At 42.7% G+C, this 17,601-nt stretch carries 16 protein-coding genes; 7 read left to right on the top strand and 9 right to left on the bottom strand.

Features of this window, described 5'->3' with window-relative positions:
- Nucleotides 1–98 precede the first annotated feature (98 nt).
- Together B3143_RS03570 and B3143_RS03565 are read right to left on the bottom strand one after the other, a co-directional pair.
- A complete protein-coding gene (locus tag B3143_RS03570; RefSeq protein ID WP_004785189.1) occupies nt 99–1,274 on the bottom strand; it encodes a thiolase family protein in 1,176 nt (391 codons plus the stop codon).
- A 112-nt stretch (nt 1,275–1,386) separates the two neighbouring features.
- Nucleotides 1,387–1,908 (bottom strand): GspH/FimT family protein, encoded by a 522-nt coding sequence (locus B3143_RS03565; RefSeq protein WP_004785187.1) that lies wholly within the window; start codon nt 1,906–1,908, stop codon nt 1,387–1,389.
- 374 nt (nt 1,909–2,282) lie between these two features.
- Between B3143_RS03565 and omp38 the strand changes: the two genes are divergently transcribed.
- Entirely contained in the window at nt 2,283–3,344 is a 1,062-nt protein-coding gene (gene omp38 / locus B3143_RS03560) for an outer membrane protein Omp38 (RefSeq protein WP_005237141.1), read from the top strand.
- A gap of 103 nt (nt 3,345–3,447) precedes the next feature.
- Nucleotides 3,448–3,981, top strand: coding sequence for a cysteine peptidase family C39 domain-containing protein (locus B3143_RS03555; protein WP_004785182.1), 534 nt, complete (start codon nt 3,448–3,450; stop codon nt 3,979–3,981).
- Between the two features lie 55 nt (nt 3,982–4,036).
- On the opposite strand, the gene B3143_RS03550 is transcribed toward B3143_RS03555, so the two are convergent.
- The 3 genes from B3143_RS03550 to B3143_RS03540 all read right to left on the bottom strand — a co-directional run bounded on the left by B3143_RS03550 (nt 4,037) and on the right by B3143_RS03540 (nt 7,971).
- On the bottom strand, nt 4,037–5,500 hold the full coding sequence (locus B3143_RS03550) for an amino acid permease (protein WP_005237140.1): 1,464 nt from the start codon (nt 5,498–5,500) through the stop codon (nt 4,037–4,039).
- Nucleotides 5,500–6,534 (bottom strand): methyltransferase, encoded by a 1,035-nt coding sequence (locus B3143_RS03545; RefSeq protein ID WP_004785179.1) that lies wholly within the window; start codon nt 6,532–6,534, stop codon nt 5,500–5,502. Before B3143_RS03545 ends, B3143_RS03550 begins: the two co-directional genes overlap by 1 nt.
- Before the next feature lie 66 nt (nt 6,535–6,600).
- Nucleotides 6,601–7,971: a uracil-xanthine permease family protein gene (locus tag B3143_RS03540; RefSeq protein WP_005237139.1), complete on the bottom strand. Its 1,371-nt coding sequence runs from the start codon at nt 7,969–7,971 to the stop codon at nt 6,601–6,603.
- A gap of 162 nt (nt 7,972–8,133) precedes the next feature.
- On the opposite strand from B3143_RS03540, the gene typA reads away from it, so the two are divergent.
- Both typA and mscL read left to right on the top strand, forming a co-directional pair.
- The gene (gene typA / locus B3143_RS03535; protein ID WP_005237138.1) at nt 8,134–9,969 is read left to right on the top strand and encodes a translational GTPase TypA; all 1,836 of its coding nucleotides are present in this window, start codon (nt 8,134–8,136) and stop codon (nt 9,967–9,969) included.
- A gap of 153 nt (nt 9,970–10,122) precedes the next feature.
- Nucleotides 10,123–10,560, top strand: coding sequence for a large conductance mechanosensitive channel protein MscL (gene mscL, locus B3143_RS03530; protein ID WP_005237137.1), 438 nt, complete (start codon nt 10,123–10,125; stop codon nt 10,558–10,560).
- Nucleotides 10,561–10,713: 153 nt separating this feature from the next.
- On the opposite strand, the gene B3143_RS03525 is transcribed toward mscL, so the two are convergent.
- Both B3143_RS03525 and mutM read right to left on the bottom strand, forming a co-directional pair.
- Entirely contained in the window at nt 10,714–10,998 is a 285-nt protein-coding gene (locus tag B3143_RS03525; protein ID WP_005237136.1) for a peptidylprolyl isomerase, read from the bottom strand.
- Nucleotides 10,995–11,855, bottom strand: coding sequence for a bifunctional DNA-formamidopyrimidine glycosylase/DNA-(apurinic or apyrimidinic site) lyase (gene mutM, locus B3143_RS03520; RefSeq protein WP_034171117.1), 861 nt, complete (start codon nt 11,853–11,855; stop codon nt 10,995–10,997). The genes B3143_RS03525 and mutM overlap by 4 nt, the downstream gene beginning before the upstream one ends.
- Nucleotides 11,856–12,237: 382 nt before the next feature.
- On the opposite strand from mutM, the gene B3143_RS03515 reads away from it, so the two are divergent.
- From B3143_RS03515 to B3143_RS03505, 3 genes are all read left to right on the top strand, one after another.
- Entirely contained in the window at nt 12,238–13,509 is a 1,272-nt protein-coding gene (locus B3143_RS03515) for a carbohydrate porin (protein ID WP_005237133.1), read from the top strand.
- A 104-nt stretch (nt 13,510–13,613) separates the two neighbouring features.
- Entirely contained in the window at nt 13,614–14,723 is a 1,110-nt protein-coding gene (locus B3143_RS03510) for an NADH:flavin oxidoreductase/NADH oxidase (RefSeq protein ID WP_005237131.1), read from the top strand.
- A 58-nt stretch (nt 14,724–14,781) separates the two neighbouring features.
- The gene (locus B3143_RS03505; RefSeq protein ID WP_005237129.1) at nt 14,782–15,708 is read left to right on the top strand and encodes an AEC family transporter; all 927 of its coding nucleotides are present in this window, start codon (nt 14,782–14,784) and stop codon (nt 15,706–15,708) included.
- Nucleotides 15,709–15,780: 72 nt separating this feature from the next.
- Here the strand turns inward: B3143_RS03505 and B3143_RS03500 are convergent, their stop codons facing one another.
- Both B3143_RS03500 and B3143_RS03495 read right to left on the bottom strand, forming a co-directional pair.
- Nucleotides 15,781–16,578, bottom strand: coding sequence for a tetratricopeptide repeat protein (locus B3143_RS03500; RefSeq protein WP_005237127.1), 798 nt, complete (start codon nt 16,576–16,578; stop codon nt 15,781–15,783).
- 273 nt (nt 16,579–16,851) lie between these two features.
- A complete protein-coding gene (locus tag B3143_RS03495) occupies nt 16,852–17,577 on the bottom strand; it encodes a YgfZ/GcvT domain-containing protein (protein WP_005237125.1) in 726 nt (241 codons plus the stop codon).
- Nucleotides 17,578–17,601 lie beyond the last annotated feature (24 nt).

Below are 17,601 nucleotides of genomic sequence, written 5' to 3'. Positions count from 1 at the left end.
CTTGGTATTTGAATCTGCGAGATAATAAAAAAATGAAATATTTATAAAATAAAAAAGAGGGCTATAAAAGCCCTCTCTACTACTTGATTATAAAAGAATTAGATCAGTTCGATTGCGACCGCAGTTGCTTCACCACCGCCAATACATAGCGCAGCGATACCACGTTTACCGCCTGTACGTTTCAATGCATGGATCAAGGTCAGGATAATACGTGAACCTGTAGAACCAACCGGGTGACCGAGTGCACATGCACCACCGTTAATGTTGACTTTTTCAGGATCAAGCTTGAACTCATCCATTGGGCACATGGTGACCATGGCAAAGGCTTCGTTGATTTCCCAAAGGTCAACTTCCTCAGCTTTCCAACCAGTTTTATCCAGAACTTTCTGAATAGCGCCAACAGGAGCAATCGTGAATTCAGATGGATGCTGGGAGTTTGAAGCATAAGCAATGATTTTAGCCAAAGGTGCTAAACCTTTAGCTGCTGCATTGTCGCTTGAAGTCAGAACAAGGGCGGAGGCACCGTCTGAAATTGAGCTGGCATTCGCTGCCGTAATTGTCCCGTCTTTTGCAAAAGCAGGACGTAAAGTTGGAATCTTGTCAATATTGGCATTAAAAGGTTGTTCGTCCTTATCAACGACCACATCACCTTTACGGGTGGAAACAGTGACTGGCACGATTTCATCAGCAAAGTAGCCTTCATTGACTGCAGTTTGAGCGCGTTTCAGTGAACGGATTGCAAATTCATCCATCTGTTCACGTGTATAACCTTTGCTATTTGCCATATCTTGAGCAAATGAACCCATCAGGCGACCAGTTTCAGCATCTTCCAGGCCATCCAGGAACATATGATCCTTGATTTCACCATGACCCATACGGAAACCGCCACGCGCTTTTGGCAATACATATGGGGCATTGGTCATAGATTCCATCCCACCTGCAACTACATAAGTTGCAGAACCTGCCTTAATCATATCTGCCGCTTGCATCACTGCTTTCATGCCTGAACCACATAATTTGTTGATGGTGACAGCACCGGTAGAATCAGACAGACCTGCTTTACGCATCGCTTGACGGGCAGGGCCTTGTTTTAAACCTGCCGGGAGTACACAACCCATAATGACTTCTTCAATATCGGTTGGCTGCAAGCCTGAACGAGCAATCGCTTCTTTGATGGTGACAGCACCAAGTTCAGGTGCAGTAACGCTAGCCAAGCTACCTTGAAAGCCGCCCATCGCTGTACGTGCGCCATTGACAATTACGATGTCAGTCATTGTTATATCTCCCTATAAGTTTTGATCATTTTTTCTCGAACCTAAGCAGTATATTGAAAAAAGTGCAGGATTAAAGTCCTAATCTGGATAAATCATAGACTCTAGGGTTTTATTAACAGGAGGCCAGATGTTCGATTCGGATATGTCCCATTTTATTCAAGACAATACGTTGTTGGGATGCAAGGTGAGTAGAACAATAATAAAAGCTGCCATTTGATCCAATAGGTAAAGCCGTCTGGGCTTGATAAGTTACGTTCGGTATACTTAAGGCACCTCGCCAACTCAGGTTACCGTATTTAAGATTAAGTTGTTCAATGTGTAAAATTTGTTCGTCATTGTCGACTTGACGATTACGGTTTTTATCAATAAATACCAGCAAATTTTTATTCCATTGGTTTGCTTGACAGGTTAATGAATCTTGACTGGGACAAATCACAATATTCTGGTGAAACACAGCTGCCTGGCTGCGTGCATAACGATTGGTTGCTGTAATTTTCATCGGAATATTTTTAGCTTCCTGCTTGGATAAATAATCATGAAAGTAAGGCAAGGCAATTGTGACCACAATTGCGATAAGGGCAATACAGATAATTAACTCAACAATAGTGAACGCTCTTGTTATCTTTTTATACATAGAGTTACCTGATTTATATATTATTTTTATTTGAAACATGCTATTAATTGTGCGTTTTTTATGCTTAATTGAGCGAGTAAGAAACGCCTTACTCAAAATTCAAAAAGGCGCTTAAAAATAAATTGGCAATGACAATAGGCGATTCACAACAAAAAATTGAGTAAAAAATTACTGAATTACAACGGAAATTGTAAGTAATTTTGTCAATAATTTACTTGATTAGATTAATCAAGCACTTGGAAAAATAATAAAGTGTTTGTATGATGCGCAGTGAATAGCTTAAAAATAACACTGGGGTAAAAAAGCCTATCTCAGAATTGCCTATTAGAAGGCTTGAGCTTGAACAACAATTGTTATCTCTGGAGGATAAATCCATGAAAATGAGTCGTATTGCTTTAGCAATGCTTGTAGCTGCTCCTTTTGCTGCTGCAAACGCAGGCGTAACTGTTACTCCATTAATGTTAGGTTATACTTGGCAAGACACCCAACACAACAATGGCGGTGATGATGGCGAACTAACAACTTCTGGTGAAATGGAAGATGATCTATTTGTTGGTGCTGCAATTGGTGTTGAACTAACTCCATGGTTAGGTTTTGAAGCTGAATATAGCCAGGTTAAAGGCGATATGCGAGATCTACCAGGTGCTGAATACAAAGGTCAGAACATTGCAGGTAATTTCTATGCAACTTCTGATGTGTTCACTGGCAACTATGACAGCAAAATCAAACCATATGCATTGTTAGGTGCTGGTCACTACAAATATGAGTTTGACGGTGCTTCAGAAGCTGCTTTAGGTCGTACTGGTCGTGGTTTTGAAGAAGAAGGTACACTAGGTAATGCTGGTATCGGTGCATTCTGGCACATCAACGATGCTTTAGCGCTACGTACTGAAGCTCGTGGTACTTACCACTTCGATGAAAAATTCTGGAACTATACAGCACTTGCTGGTCTTAACGTAGTTCTAGGTGGCCGTTTAAAACCAGCTGCTGACGTTGTAGAAGTTGCTCCAGTTGAGCCAGTTGCTCCAGTTGCTCCAGCTCCACAAGAGTTGACTGAAGACCTGAACATGGAACTTCGCGTGTTCTTTGATACGAATAAATCAAATATCAAAGACCAATACAAACCAGAAATTGCGAAAGTTGCTGAGAAGCTAGTTGAATATCCAAACGCAACTGCTCGTATTGAAGGTCACACAGACAGCACTGGTCCACGTGCATTGAACGAACGTTTATCTCTAGCTCGTGCTAACTCTGTTAAATCTGCACTTGTTAACGAATACAACGTAGATGCATCTCGTTTGTCTACTCAAGGTTTCGCTTGGGATCAACCGATTGCTGACAACAATACTAAAGAAGGTCGTGCTATGAACCGTCGTGTATTCGCGACAATCACTGGTAGCCGTACTGTTCTAGCTGAACAACCAGTTGCTCAATAATTCGTTATTGAACACTGATTAAAAAAAGCGACTCTTTGAGTCGCTTTTTTTATGGCTGTTTTTTGCATACACTTGCTGCTCGAAATTGATTTTGAGTTAAAGCATGAGCATAGAACTCCCTGAAGACTTACAAAGTCTGGAAGCTAATAGTGGTATTTATGCGATCTGGATGATTTTTCATCATTATGGAATAGATCTGCATATTCCTGATCTGGTGCAATTGACACAGCATAATGATGAGATGGGAGCTTCAAGTATTGCGCTCGCTGTTGCCCTTAAGACATTGGGACTCGATGTTGAGTTTTTTACAGAAACAGATCCTGATAAACAGCTACTTGAAATCCAGTTTTATCAAAAAGCACAAGAACTCAAAGTGCCTGTTCATGAATATCCACTTTCTTATACAGATATTCAAAAATCAGTGGATAAAGGCCTTTTTGTAATCGTGTTCTACGATACGCTTGAAGGGGTGGGGAACCATTCATTAATTTATGAAATCAATGAAAAAGAAATCAGTTTCTTTGATAGTTTTGATGCAATGCCTAAAGAAGTCTTCGAACAGCAGCGTCGAGTAGAAGGTATTTGTCAGCAAGTCATAGTGATTGATGACCGTAATTTTGTCATGCGTCATAGCTGATTTCAGAATATAAAAAAGCAGCTACTTGAGCTGCTTTTTTAATAAAGGTGAGATATTAGTCTTTTTCAATATTCATCGGTCGAACATCCATCTCTTGATAAGAAACCAGTTTGGTTTTATATTTCCACTTATAACCCAGCCAAATCACCAGGAATAATAAAATACCGATATAAGTAGAAAGAACAGCCAACCACTCACCATCTAGGACAGCTTGATAATTCTGACCTAAAACGACAATTGAGCAAAGAACGAAGGCAAACCAAGGTGCGAACGGGAAAAATTTAGCTCTATAGGCCAGACCTTCAAGTTGATAGCCTTGAGCCAGATAACCTTTACGGAAGCGGTAATGTGAGATTGCAATCCCGAGCCAGACAATGAAGCCACACATACCTGACATATTCAGCAACCAGTTAAAGACCTCCTGCTCGCCAAAGAATGTGGTCAGGAAGCATAGTGCTGCAATCGCCGTGGTCGCATACAGAGCATTCATCGGTACACCGCGTGGATCCAGATGGGCAAACAGCTTAGGCGCACTGCCTTTACGTGCCATATCAAACAGCATACGGGTCGAAGAATACATGCCTGAGTTACCTGCAGACAGAATCGCAGTCAAAATTACGGCATTCATCATGCTCGCTGCAAAGGCAAAGCCTGCTTTTTCATACAATAAAGTGAATGGAGAAAGGGCCACATCTTCTGTTGCAGCTGCCTGTAATAGACGCGGATCATTATAGGCAACCAATGTACCGATAATGAAAATACACACGATATAGAACAGCAGGATTCGCCAGAAGATCTGCTTGATTGCGACTGGAATGGTTTTTTGCGGATCTTTAGATTCACCAGCGGCTACACCAACCATCTCGGTTCCCTGGAACGAGAATCCGGCAATCATGGCAACCCCAATAAGGGCCTGGAAACCACCAACAAAAGGCGCTTCACCCACGCTCCAGTTTGCAAATGCTGAAGCACCCGGTGTGAGCATGATCTTGGCAATCATCCAGATCCCGATGATGATAAAGGCAATAATCGCCAGTACTTTCACCAATGAGAAGAAGAATTCTGATTCACCAAAACCTTTTACTGTGAGGGCGTTAATCCCAAAGATCACAGCGAGGAAGATCGCACTCCAGTAAAAGCCCGGAATATCAGGGAACCAGAATTTCATAATAAACTGTACGGCAACCAGTTCAAAGGCAACGGTAATCGCCCAGTTGTACCAGTAGTTCCAGCCTAAAGCGAAACCAAAGCCACCTTCGACATATTTGGTGCCGTAGGTAAAGAATGCGCCCGAGGTCGGATTATGAGTCGCAAGCTCTCCAAGGCTGGTCATCAAGAAATAAATCATTACGCCAATCAGGGCATAGGCGAGAAGTGCGCCACCCGGGCCTGCGCTGGCAATAGTCGCACCTGAGGCCAGGAATAAACCTGTACCGATAGACCCGCCAATCGCGATCATATTGAGATGACGAGCACCAAGCTTACGCTGCAGCTGCACGCTGTTCTGAGTTTCGCTCATCATGATTCCTTAGCATTTTTTTGAGTGCTGGCGAAGAGCACTTTAAAACCTTGTTGATCAGTTTTGACTGTACATTGACCAAAACTTTGTTCAATTAAAATTGGATAATTTAAGAAGCGGTTTGCCACAATCCATAATTCACCGCCAGACTTAAGATGACGACGCGAAGTCTTGCATAAAGTTTCACTGGCCGCATAGTTGGTCTGGATTCCCTGATGGAAAGGGGGATTACTGACAATGGCATGTAAAAAGAGCGGTGCATCTTCAATACCTGATACAGCTTTAATTTCCAGCTGCTGAGGACTGAGCTGATTTTTCTCAAATGTCATTTGGGTAGAAGCCAAGGCAAAGGCATCCACGTCCAGAGCAAAAATACGGTTCTCAGGATTCAGTTTGGCTAAATAAGCACTGATCACGCCTGCACCACAGCCAAAGTCGGCAATCTTGCCTGAGGTCACTTGAGATAAATAGGGTAAGAACACCGCTGTTCCTACATCCAGGTGATCCTGACTGAATACACCTGGAAGTGCACAAATCTGCAAATCACCTTTTGGTGTCGCCACTGTATAGGTCTGTGCCCAATCTGCCAACGCTTTTGCTTCGACCGTGCAGTCTAGAGTCAATTGCCACAATTGGCAATGTCGTGCACTGTCGAGCTTGATGAGTTTACCATAAGCCTGTAGCTGCTTTGCCGCACGCTCTACGCCACCTTTCTTTTCACCGACCAGAAAGACACTGCTGCCTTGTTTTAATCGGGCTGCAATATTGTGAATCAGATAATTCAATAATTCTTTTGATTTAGGTACGAAAATAACTGCCTGATCAAATTCTTGATCAGGAAATTCTACACCGAAATGAACCTGGGCCTGCTGTGACTGGAAATATTGAAAATCATTATAATTCCATGTCCAAACAAAGGGCCGGATAGATTCACCACATTCAGCAAGAAGCTCATCGGTCGGTGTATTTACCAGCAATACGCGACCAGACAAATAATCATATTGTCTTAATAAAACTTCGCTTTTAGGATCCATAGATCTCTCTCCAATAGAAAAAACACTGTCCGAGTCCAACTCAGACAGTGTTCTTTGGACATGAAATTACTTCTTTACTTCAGGAAGTACAATATTCAATATGAGGGCTGCAATACCGCCTGTCGCAACACCGGAACTAAAGATGTTACGGAATAATTCAGGAAAATGTTCCAGAATCTGAGGCACCTGCGCAACCCCTAAGCCAAGTGCAAGCGAAATTGCAATGATCAGCAGGGCACGACGGTCTAAGTTAATACCAGACAGGATATTAATCCCAGATGCAGCGACTGCACCAAACATCACCATCACTGCGCCACCAAGCACAGCCTGAGGAACGGCCTGAATCACACCGGCCACTGCTGGAAGTAGACCTAGAATCACAAGGAGTGCTGCGATCCAGATCCCGACATAACGGCTAGCTACACCAGTCAATTGAATCACACCATTATTTTGTGCGAACACTGAACTTGGGAATGTATTGAATAAACCTGCAAGAAGGGAGTTAGCACCATTCACTAACACACCACCTTTAATGCGATTCATCCAGGTTTGACCATCCACTGGCTGATTCGATAACTTTGATGTGGCTGTAATATCACCAATGGCTTCCAGTGAAGTCACCAGGTAAATGAATGCCATTGGAATGAATAAGCTCCAGGAGAAGCTTAAACCAAAATGCATTGGGGTCGGAATCTGAACCAAAGGTGCATCTTTTAAACCATCAAAGTTGAGATGACCCATAAAGCCGGCAAGGATATAACCCACAACCAGTGCAATCAGAATCGCTGAGCTTTTTACCCAAGTGATGCGTACACGGTTCAGTAAAATAATTAATGCCAGAACGGTACATGACATGATCAGGTTATCTGCATTGGCGAAAGTTTTGTCGCCCATAGCTTGATAACCACCACCCATACTGATTAGACCTTCTTTAATCAAGGTTAAACCAATCAATAAAACTACAATACCCGTTACTAGTGGCGTAATGAGTTTCTTCACCCATGGCAAAATGCGTGACACGCCCATTTCAATAAATGAACCTGCAATCACTACACCAAAGATCGAAGCCATCACCGCTTCTACCGGTGTGCCTGCAGCGACCATCGCTGAACCGATCCCGATGATCGGGCCAATAAAGTTAAAACTTGTACCCTGAACAATCAGCAAGCCTGCACCAAAGGGACCTACTTTCTTGGATTGTAAGAAAGTCGCAATCCCCGAAATCACCAAAGACATGGATAAGATCATGTTGGTGTCTTCTTTGGAGACCCCCAGCGCCAGACAAATGAGCAGGCCAGGGGTCACAATTGGGACAATAATGGCCAATAAATGCTGGAATGCGGCTAAAAATGCGATAAACGGTTTAGGACGATCTTCAAGGCCGTAGACAAGGTCAAGTTGATCTTTAGAAGGAGGAGGTTGATTAAAATCAGACATGTGTCAATGCAAATTAAGGCTGGGTGGCGCTATTCTAATCGAGTTACACGTCATTACAAAAGTAATTGGAAAAAAAATTGACGCTCTCTACAAACAGTCACTGTCAAAAGTTTGTATTTTTCTGTATAATTTGCCCTCAAATTTAAAACGTATCGAATTTACATGTCAGATATTAAAACTCTCCGTAACATTGCCATTATCGCGCACGTCGACCATGGTAAAACCACTCTTGTAGACAAACTTTTGCAACAATCAGGTGCTCTCGGTGATCGCGCGGGTGAGATCGAGCGTGTCATGGATTCGAATGCGTTAGAATCTGAACGTGGTATTACCATTCTTGCAAAAAACACTGCAATCAAGTGGTTAGATAAACGTACAGATACAGAATACCGTATTAACATCGTGGACACCCCGGGACACGCCGACTTCGGTGGTGAAGTTGAACGTGTAATGTCGATGGTTGACTGCGTACTGCTTCTTGTAGATTCACAAGAAGGTCCTATGCCACAAACCCGTTTCGTAACGCAAAAAGCGTTCGCGCGTGGTTTGAAACCAATCGTAATTATCAATAAAGTTGATAAACCAAGTGCGCGTCCAGACTGGGTAATCGATCAAGTATTCGATTTGTTCGACAACCTTGGCGGTACTGACGAACAGTTAGACTTCCCAGTAGTTTATGCTTCTGGTCTTCGTGGTGTTGCTGGTCCTTCTCCAGAAGAACTTGCTGATGACATGACTCCATTGTTCCAAACAATCGTAGACATCGTTGAGCCACCAGCAGTTGACGTTGACGGTCCATTCCAGATGCAAATTTCATCTTTGGACTATAACAGCTTCGTAGGTGTAATCGGTGTTGGTCGTATCCAGCGCGGTTCAGTGAAATTAAACACTCCTGTGACTGTTATCGACAAAGAAGGCAAAACCCGTAACGGCCGTATCTTGAAAATCATGGGTTACCATGGTCTAGAACGTGTTGACATTGAAGAAGCTTCTGCAGGTGATATCGTTTGTGTAACTGGTATCGATGCACTGAACATTTCAGATACAATCTGTGATCCTAAAAATGTTGAAGCGCTTCCAGCACTTTCTGTAGATGAACCGACTGTGTCTATGACTTTCCAAGTGAACAACTCCCCGTTCGCTGGTAAAGAAGGTAAATTCGTAACTTCACGTAATATCCGTGAGCGTCTTGACCGAGAATTGATCCACAACGTAGCACTTCGTGTTGAAGATACTGACAGTCCTGACCGTTTCAAAGTATCTGGTCGTGGTGAGCTTCACCTTTCTGTACTGATCGAAAACATGCGTCGTGAAGGCTTCGAGCTTGGTGTATCACGTCCGCAAGTGATCATGAAAGAAATCGACGGTCAAATGCAAGAACCGTACGAAAACGTAACGTTTGACGTTGAAGAACAGCACCAAGGTTCTGTAATGGAACAAATGGGTCACCGTAAAGGCGAAATGACCAATATGGAAGTTGACGGTAAAGGCCGTATCCGTATTGAAGCAACTGTTCCTTCACGTGGCTTGATCGGTTTCCGTTCTGAATTCATGACCATGACTTCTGGTACTGGTATCATGACTTCAAGCTTCTCGCATTACGGTCCTGCTAAACAAGGTACTGTTGCGAAACGTCAAAACGGTGTACTGATTTCTATGGTTCAAGGTACTTGCTTGGGTTATGCACTGTTCACACTTCAAGACCGTGGTCGTCTATTTGCTAAACCACAGTTAGAAGTTTATGAAGGTATGATCGTAGGTATCAACTCACGTTCTGACGACATGGTGGTTAACCCAACTAAAGCGAAACAGTTAACTAACGTACGTGCATCTGGTACTGATGAAGCATTGACTCTTGTTCCAAACCTTGAATATACGCTAGAACAAGCGCTTGAATTCATTGAAGACGACGAGCTAGTTGAAGTAACACCTAAGTCAATCCGTATCCGTAAGCGTTACCTGACTGAAAACGAACGTAAACGTAACCGTGCTAAATAAGACCGGTCACCGATACGAAAAAAGCCGCTGAATCAGTTCAGCGGCTTTTTTATTGGGGTAGAAATTACATACACTTAATAAATTAGTTCTAAATAGAAATCCCTAACTAATGTATAATCCATCACAAAATTGCATAAAAATACTGGTGACTTTATGAGCATTATTCAAGAATTTAAAGAATTTGCGGTAAAAGGCAATGTCATGGATCTCGCAGTGGGTGTGATCATTGGCGGTGCTTTCGGTAAAATTATCGATTCTATGGTGAAAGACATCATCATGCCTGTCGTGAGTTGGATCTTGGGTGGTGATGTTGATTACTCTAACTGGTTTGTCGTATTAGGTGATAATCCAAATAATGTGACCAATCTGGCTGCGGCACAGGCGGCAGGTCTAAATGTCTTTGCTTATGGTAATTTTCTGACCATTCTCATTAATTTCCTGTTATTGGCATGGGTGGTGTTCTGGTTGGTGAAACTGATGAACAAACTACGCCGTAAACAAGAAGCAGAACCAGAGCCAGAAGCTACTCCGGAAGATATTGCATTATTACGTGAAATCCGTGACGAGCTAAAAAAACGTCCTGAAGCTTAAGCTTTTCGAGTAAATAAAAAACGGCGCTGAGTGCGCCGTTTTTTGCACCCTCTCCTTATGGGAGATGAGCGGCACTGCCGCTTAAGGGTGAGGGTGATTAGGAATTTACCTCTCCCTAACCCTCTCCTGAGAGGAGATGGAACCCTAAAGGAATTAAAAATCCATCCGAAACTTGATTTCTACCAGGTGAAAACCAAACTGACTTTTGACTGGGCCATGTAGAACATGTTCTGCAGCAGTAAAAACCAGTTTATCAATCACTGGAACGAGTTGGCCTTTTTTTACTTCACCGAGTTCACCACCACGTTTGGCAGAGTTACAGGTCGAATATTGTTTGGCAATTTTGGAAAAATCTGCACCTGCCAGAATCTTTTTCTTAAGCTGTTCAGCAGTATCTTTATCCTTAACCAGAATATGACGGACAATCGCGGTCTTCATGATTTCTTACCTCGTACAGCAACCATACGCTTAGGTGAAAGCTTGACCTTTTTTAGCGGCTGGCATTCAGGACAATAAACTGATGCGCGCTGGCCGAGCTTGATATTTTGCAGTGTGGTTTCGCAGTTCACGCACATTTCTCCTGCACGGCCATAAGCCAGCAGCGTCTGCTGAAAATAACCATTTTCTCCCATGGCATTGGTATAGTCGCGTAAAGTAGAACCACCTAAGTCAATCGCCTGTTTCAAAATACGCTTAATCTCAACCACCAGTTTTTCAATCTGTTCGAAACTCAAACTTGAGGCTGGCTGGGCCGGGTGAATACCCATATTGAACAAGCTTTCAGTTGCATAGATATTGCCTACGCCGACCACGACATGGTTATCCATAATTGCAACTTTGGTGCCAACGTTTTTATTTTTTAGTTTTTCAAATAGATATTCGGCATTAAAAGCATCGCTTAATGGCTCCGGCCCAAGCGTATCAATCAGTTTGCTTTGTGATTGAGCATTTAACCAGAGAATACAGCCGAAACGGCGCGGGTCATGGTAACGCAGCTGGATCTCTTCAAACTGAATAATCAGATGATCATGCTTGCGCAATTCTTCATTGGTTTCACACAAGCGAAAGCTGCCTGACATACCCAGATGCCAGAGCATCGTATCCTGTTCAAATTGCGCCAAAATATATTTGGAGCGACGCGTAAGCTGAATCAGGCGTTGTCCTTGCAGACGCGCGAGATCATCAGGAATTGGCCAACGTAAACTAGGCTGACGCACTTCAACTTTTAGCACTTGCTGATTAAGAAGGGGAAGGAGGCTGGTTTTGGTGGTTTCAACTTCGGGTAATTCAGGCATAACACTTAGCAGCTAATATCATGAGGCTAATATTGGGCGTTTTAAGTCTGAATGCAAGTCCTGTTTGAATAGAAGTTATGAGCAGGGCATTCAAAAATATTTTAACAATTGGTTAAAAAATAAACTTTAATATTGAGATGGTTTTAGATCCAAATAATAAAAATAGGAAATATATTGGTTGATTTTTAGTATTTAACTTACTGAAAAATATAAAATATGTAAATTTATTGTTATATAAAATATCTTTTCTTATAACTTAAAGTTTTACTAATAATAAAAAAAATGCTGAGTTTTTAAGTGAAAAGTTATGTAACGTTCTGTATCAAGTCACACAGGGCATGCATCAGGTTGCCTTTACTCTCTCCATATGTTTAGGTTTTATATGAAAAAGTTAAGTCTAGCTTTATTGCCATTGATAGCAGCCATGACCTCTGCGCAGGCTGAGTCTGCATTTGATTCTCAAGGGCAGTATCTATTAGGCGACTGGAATGGAAAACGTACTGAACTTGCTCAACAAGGCATCAAGTTTGAAGCAAACTTGCTGACAGATACAGCGTATCTGGCTGATGGCGGACGTAATGAAGGGGCCGATCCTTTAACTTCAGCACAGTTATGGTTAGGTACACAGTTAGACATGGAAAAACTGGCTGGCTGGGATGGCGTAACTGTTCGTGCAGTTGCGACTGCGCGTCAGGGACAAAGTACATCGGTACGTGATTTACAAGGTGATGCAGCTCAATGGGCCAATGTTCAAGGAACATTTGGTCGTGGTAATCAGGACAGCCGTTTAACCGAACTTTCAATTGAAAAGAACTATAAGGAACAAGGCCTGAGTATTAAAGCTGGTCGTCTGGGTCTGGGTATGGACTTTAACGTGATGGCTTGTGATTTTGCCAGTACAGCATTTTGTGCTGCGCAGATGGGCAAATGGCAAGGCAATATCTGGATGAATACCCCAGTCGCACAATGGGGTGCACGTGTAAAACAGCAGCTAAACCCTGACGTTGCTGTACAAGTCGGTGTTTATGAATTTAATCCAGATAACGGCAATGGTGCTAAAGAAGGTCAGGGCTGGAGTCTGGATACCGACAATGCTGATGGCGTGACGATTCCTGCAGAAGTAATCTGGACACCAAAATCATTAGTAAATGGTTTGCCTGGCAGCTATCGTGTAGGCGGTATGTATAACACTGCTGATGATGTTGCCAACCAGAAAGATGTTGCGACAGGTGAAGGAGAAAACCGTACCTTTGCAGGCTGGTTAGCCGTAGAACAGCAGTTGACTTCAACGGGTAATGGCCGTCAGGGTTTACACTCATTCGCTAACTTTACTTGGCATGATCGTGATACCAATAAAGTGGATAATTCACAACAATTGGGTCTGAAATATATTGGTCTGATGGATAGCCAGCCGAATGATATTTTGGGTCTGGCAGTGAATCGTGTACATGTAAATGATCGTTTTGCTGAAGGTTCATTAGCTAAAGTAGACTACGATGCGAGTGCCGAATACAATATCGAACTCAACTACAGCTATAACGCAACAAAATGGCTGATGCTACGTCCAAACCTGCAATACGTTATAAATCCGGGGTCTAGCAACCAGGTGGATAATGCATTGGTGTTAGGTTTGACTACACGAGTGATCTTCTAAAAAGAATTTAATCACGTTATAAATAAACAGGCTCATCAGAGCCTGTTTTTTATTTTTTGGTAAAAAGTTCTGAAAAGCCACTTCACAAAAAGAGGGAATACCGCGTGTCACTACTATTTCAGCCGGTTCAGTTTGGATCATTGCAACTTAAAAATAAAATTGTGATTGCCCCGATGTGTCAGTACTCTGCAACCGAGCAAGGTGAAATCACTTACTGGCATGAACAACAATGGGCCAATTATGCCTTATCCGGTGCAGGTCTTTGCATTGTGGAAGCCACCGCTGTACAGCCTGAAGGTCGCATCAGTTATGCCGATTTAGGGCTTTGGAATGACCAGCAGGCCAGCCAGATCAAAACCTTATTGCAAAAGGTCAAATCAATTTCTCCTATGCCTTTTGCCATACAGCTTGCACATGCAGGCCGTAAAGCTTCTACAGATAAACCTTGGGGTGGCAAAGGGCAGTTCGCCCCAGATCATGCACTCGGCTGGCAAACTGTTTCTGCCAGTGATATTCCTTTCCAAGCTCATGAACATCCACCCAAGTCTTTAAGTATGGATGAAATCCAGCAAGTAATTCAGGATTTTGCAGCCAGTGCCAAGCGAGCGGTTGAAGCAGGCTTTGAATTAATTGAACTACATGCAGCACATGGTTATTTATTGCATCAGTTTATGTCACCGTTATCGAACCATCGTCAGGATCAATATGGCGGTTCGTTTGAAAACCGTATTCGTCTGACGCTTGAAGTATTTGAAGCAATTAAAGCTGCAGTACCAGAAGGTTTTCCAATTGGTGTTCGTATCTCAGCAACGGACTGGATGGATGGCGTAGAAAGTTGGGATGTAGAATCTTCAGTTGAACTATCCAAAGCTCTGGAGAAACTGGGTGCAGTCTATATTCATGTGTCGAGTGCAGGTTTACATGTCGACCAGAAAATTGATGTGCATCCAAATTATCAGGTCCCTTTTGCTGAAGCGATTAAAAAGGACGTAAATATTCCAGTCATTGCAGTGGGTCTGATTACCGATGCACAGCAGGCAGAAGGCATACTGGAGTATAAACAGGCTGATGCGATCGCGATTGCACGTGCCTTACTTTATGATCCACGCTGGCCTTGGCATGCTGCAGTAACGCTGGATGAAAAAATAGCAATTTCTCCACAATATTTACGTTCTGCACCGCATGGCTTAAATCAGTTGTTTGAATCGTTTTAAGGCCATTTTTTCTTAGAAAGGCTTATAATAACGCATCTCAAACAACAGGACATTTCATATGATTATTGCGGTAATTGTGCCTATATTTTTATTATTGGCACTAGGTTACCTGAGTGTGAAATGTCAAATTCTAAAAAAAGAACAGGTTGAAATGGTAGGGGCCTTTGTCATCAAAGTGGCCTTACCGTTACTGTTCTTTCAGTTTCTAGCTTCTAAAGATCTGCATGAAATCTGGTATTTTGAATACTTTGCGATCTATACCTCTGTCACTTTATTACTTTATGGTTTCAGCTTCTGGCTGATGCGCCGTCAATTCAAGAATACCTCTTCGCATAGTGCTGTTCTGTCCTTGGGCGCAGCGATGTCCAATACCGGATTGATTGGTACAGCAGTACTCACTTTATTGGTGGGACAGCATGCGATGACCTATACCTCATTGGTGGTCATTATTGAAAGCATGATTCTGATTCCGATGGTCTTAATCTTGGCTGCACTCGGTACCCAACATCAAGCCAATCTGGGGAGTCTTGTGAAAAGTACTATTCTGATGCTGTTTAAGAACCCTTTATTTATGGGGGTGATGCTGGGTATGGCCTGTGCGATTTTTGAAATTCGCCTGCCAATTTATCTGGATCAGGTTTTTGCCATGATTGGACAGACTGCCTCACCTTTGGCGCTGTTCGCGATTGGTGGCGGAATCGTGGGCATGAGTCTGAAATATGTGAATCTGCAAAGCTTCTATTTGGTATTTTCCAGCAATATCCTGATGCCGATCCTGATGTATCTGGGCCTGAGTCGATTAACTCATTTAAGTCAGGAAATGATCTATGCGGGTACCTTGATCGCAGCCCTACCTATGCCAACGATTTTTGGTATGTTAGGGCAGGCGTACGGCCTCAATGAGCGGACTCTAACGCCATTATTAATGAGTACCCTTGCAGGTTTTGTGGTTGCCAGTGGACTTATTACTTTGTGGTGGAGTTAACCAAGCTGGCTTATAAATCTATAGCCCATAAAAAAGCTCCAACAGGAGCTTTTTTATTTTGATAAAATTTGATTAACTTTTTTTGGCAGGTGCTTTTTTCTGCTCGGCAATCATTTTATCCACTGCTGCTAGAGATTCTCTGGCCTTAGGAATATTTTCCTGTGCTAGGGCTGCAAAGATCTTTTTAGCTTCAGGTAGGTTTTGCGGAACAATACTACCGTTGGCAAACATATTGCCAATCGCCATCAGGGCAGGGATATAGCCTTTTTTCGCCAGATCCTGAATACTGCTCAAGCCTTGCTGGATCGGCTTTTCATTCTTGGTTTTAAAGCCGTTACTGATGTCATATAAGGCTTTGGCATGAATGGCCGGCATATTACTCTTGCTAATAAGAGGCTGTAATTTTTTCAAAGCCTGCTGGTCAGAAGCTGTTGTTCCTTCAGCAAATAAAAGTATAGCCAGATCTACCGTCGCTTCATCGAAATTGGCTGCCGATGCGCGTTCTAGGTATTGCTTGGCTTTGCCCAAATCCTGCTTAAGACCTAAAGTGCCACCGGTATAATTCTTACCTAGTACATAGTTGGCCACTGGATAACCTTTGCTGGCGGCCTGTTCATATAGTTGGATGGCCTTTTTTTCATCCTTAGCAGTGCCTTGGCCGGTTTGCGTTAAATAGCCTAAGTTATAGATGGCTTGTGCATTTCCCTGGCTGGCCAATTTGCTTAAAGCATCGTAGGCACCCTTGAAATTCTTGGCATTCACCATCTCTTCAATTTTGGCAAATTGAGGATCGACTGGGGCATTTGAAGTATTTGCGAGGGCAAATTGGCTGGACACTGCAAGAATTGCAGCAAGTACTAATTTTTTCATTGTTCCGATAACCTTAATTTTTCTAACACCTAATTCCATGGTGCGATTTTTGTCGTTTTCATCTACATCATAAGACGATTTCAGGCTTTGTAAATACTGAATATGTGACTAATTACAAATTATTTGAGAATCATATAGGATATAAATCAATAAAAGCGTGCTCGGGTTAAGGTGTGTTTTATTCAGTCAATCTTTTTCTATTTAATTGTTTAGCCTAATAAAAATAAAAAAGCCAGAATTAAATTCTGGCTTTTGCATCAAGATAATAGGTCATTATTGTGGACGTGCCACATCACCACTTAAAGCTTCAGGCAATTCAAGAACTTGTACATCCAGCTCAGCCAATGCTTCAGGTTTGGCAACCACTAAAGCCTGATAACCCTGATCTGTACCAATACTATTGACCACTTCGATGTCATTGTGCAGCTTGGTCGCAACAGCAGGTGCTTCACCTGTACCTTGAATCAAATGCAACCAGTGTTTTGGCTTGGCTTTAAACCATAAGCGAGCAATCACTTCCTGACCCAGATAACAACCTTTGTCATAGTGAATGCCTTCACGTTGATGCATACGCAATTCCTGTGGCTGGAACAGGGTCGCAGTAGCTGCCTGAATCCAAGCCTGACCTGAGGTAATGGCTTGCTGTTGCCAAAGGATAATATCCGTTTCAGTTTCAAAAAAATCAGTCTGGATATCATTGATAACTGGATAAACCGGGCCAACCTGTTCCAGTTTCATTTTTGAAAAAGCGCCAAACTTTTTAATATGGCTGGCCAGTTCTGCTGCCTGATCTTCAGGGCTGACAATTTCAAAGCTTTCCGGATTAATTTTTTTCAACCAGATACCGAACTGGATACGTCCTTTCAAGCTACAGATCGCTGTATAGCGGGTCAGGTTTTCAGCCAGAATTTCGACATTTAAAGTAACTTGACCCTGAAGGAATTTTTGCGCATCTACTCCATTCAGCGTAAATAAGGTAAAAGCAGGAGATGTTGCCATGATCAGCCTCAGTTTGAATACTCA

Source organism: Acinetobacter sp. UBA1496 (assembly GCF_002324975.1).
Taxonomy (GTDB): Bacteria; Pseudomonadota; Gammaproteobacteria; order Pseudomonadales; family Moraxellaceae; genus Acinetobacter; species Acinetobacter variabilis.
This window is presented reverse-complemented; position numbering and strand designations above follow the sequence as displayed.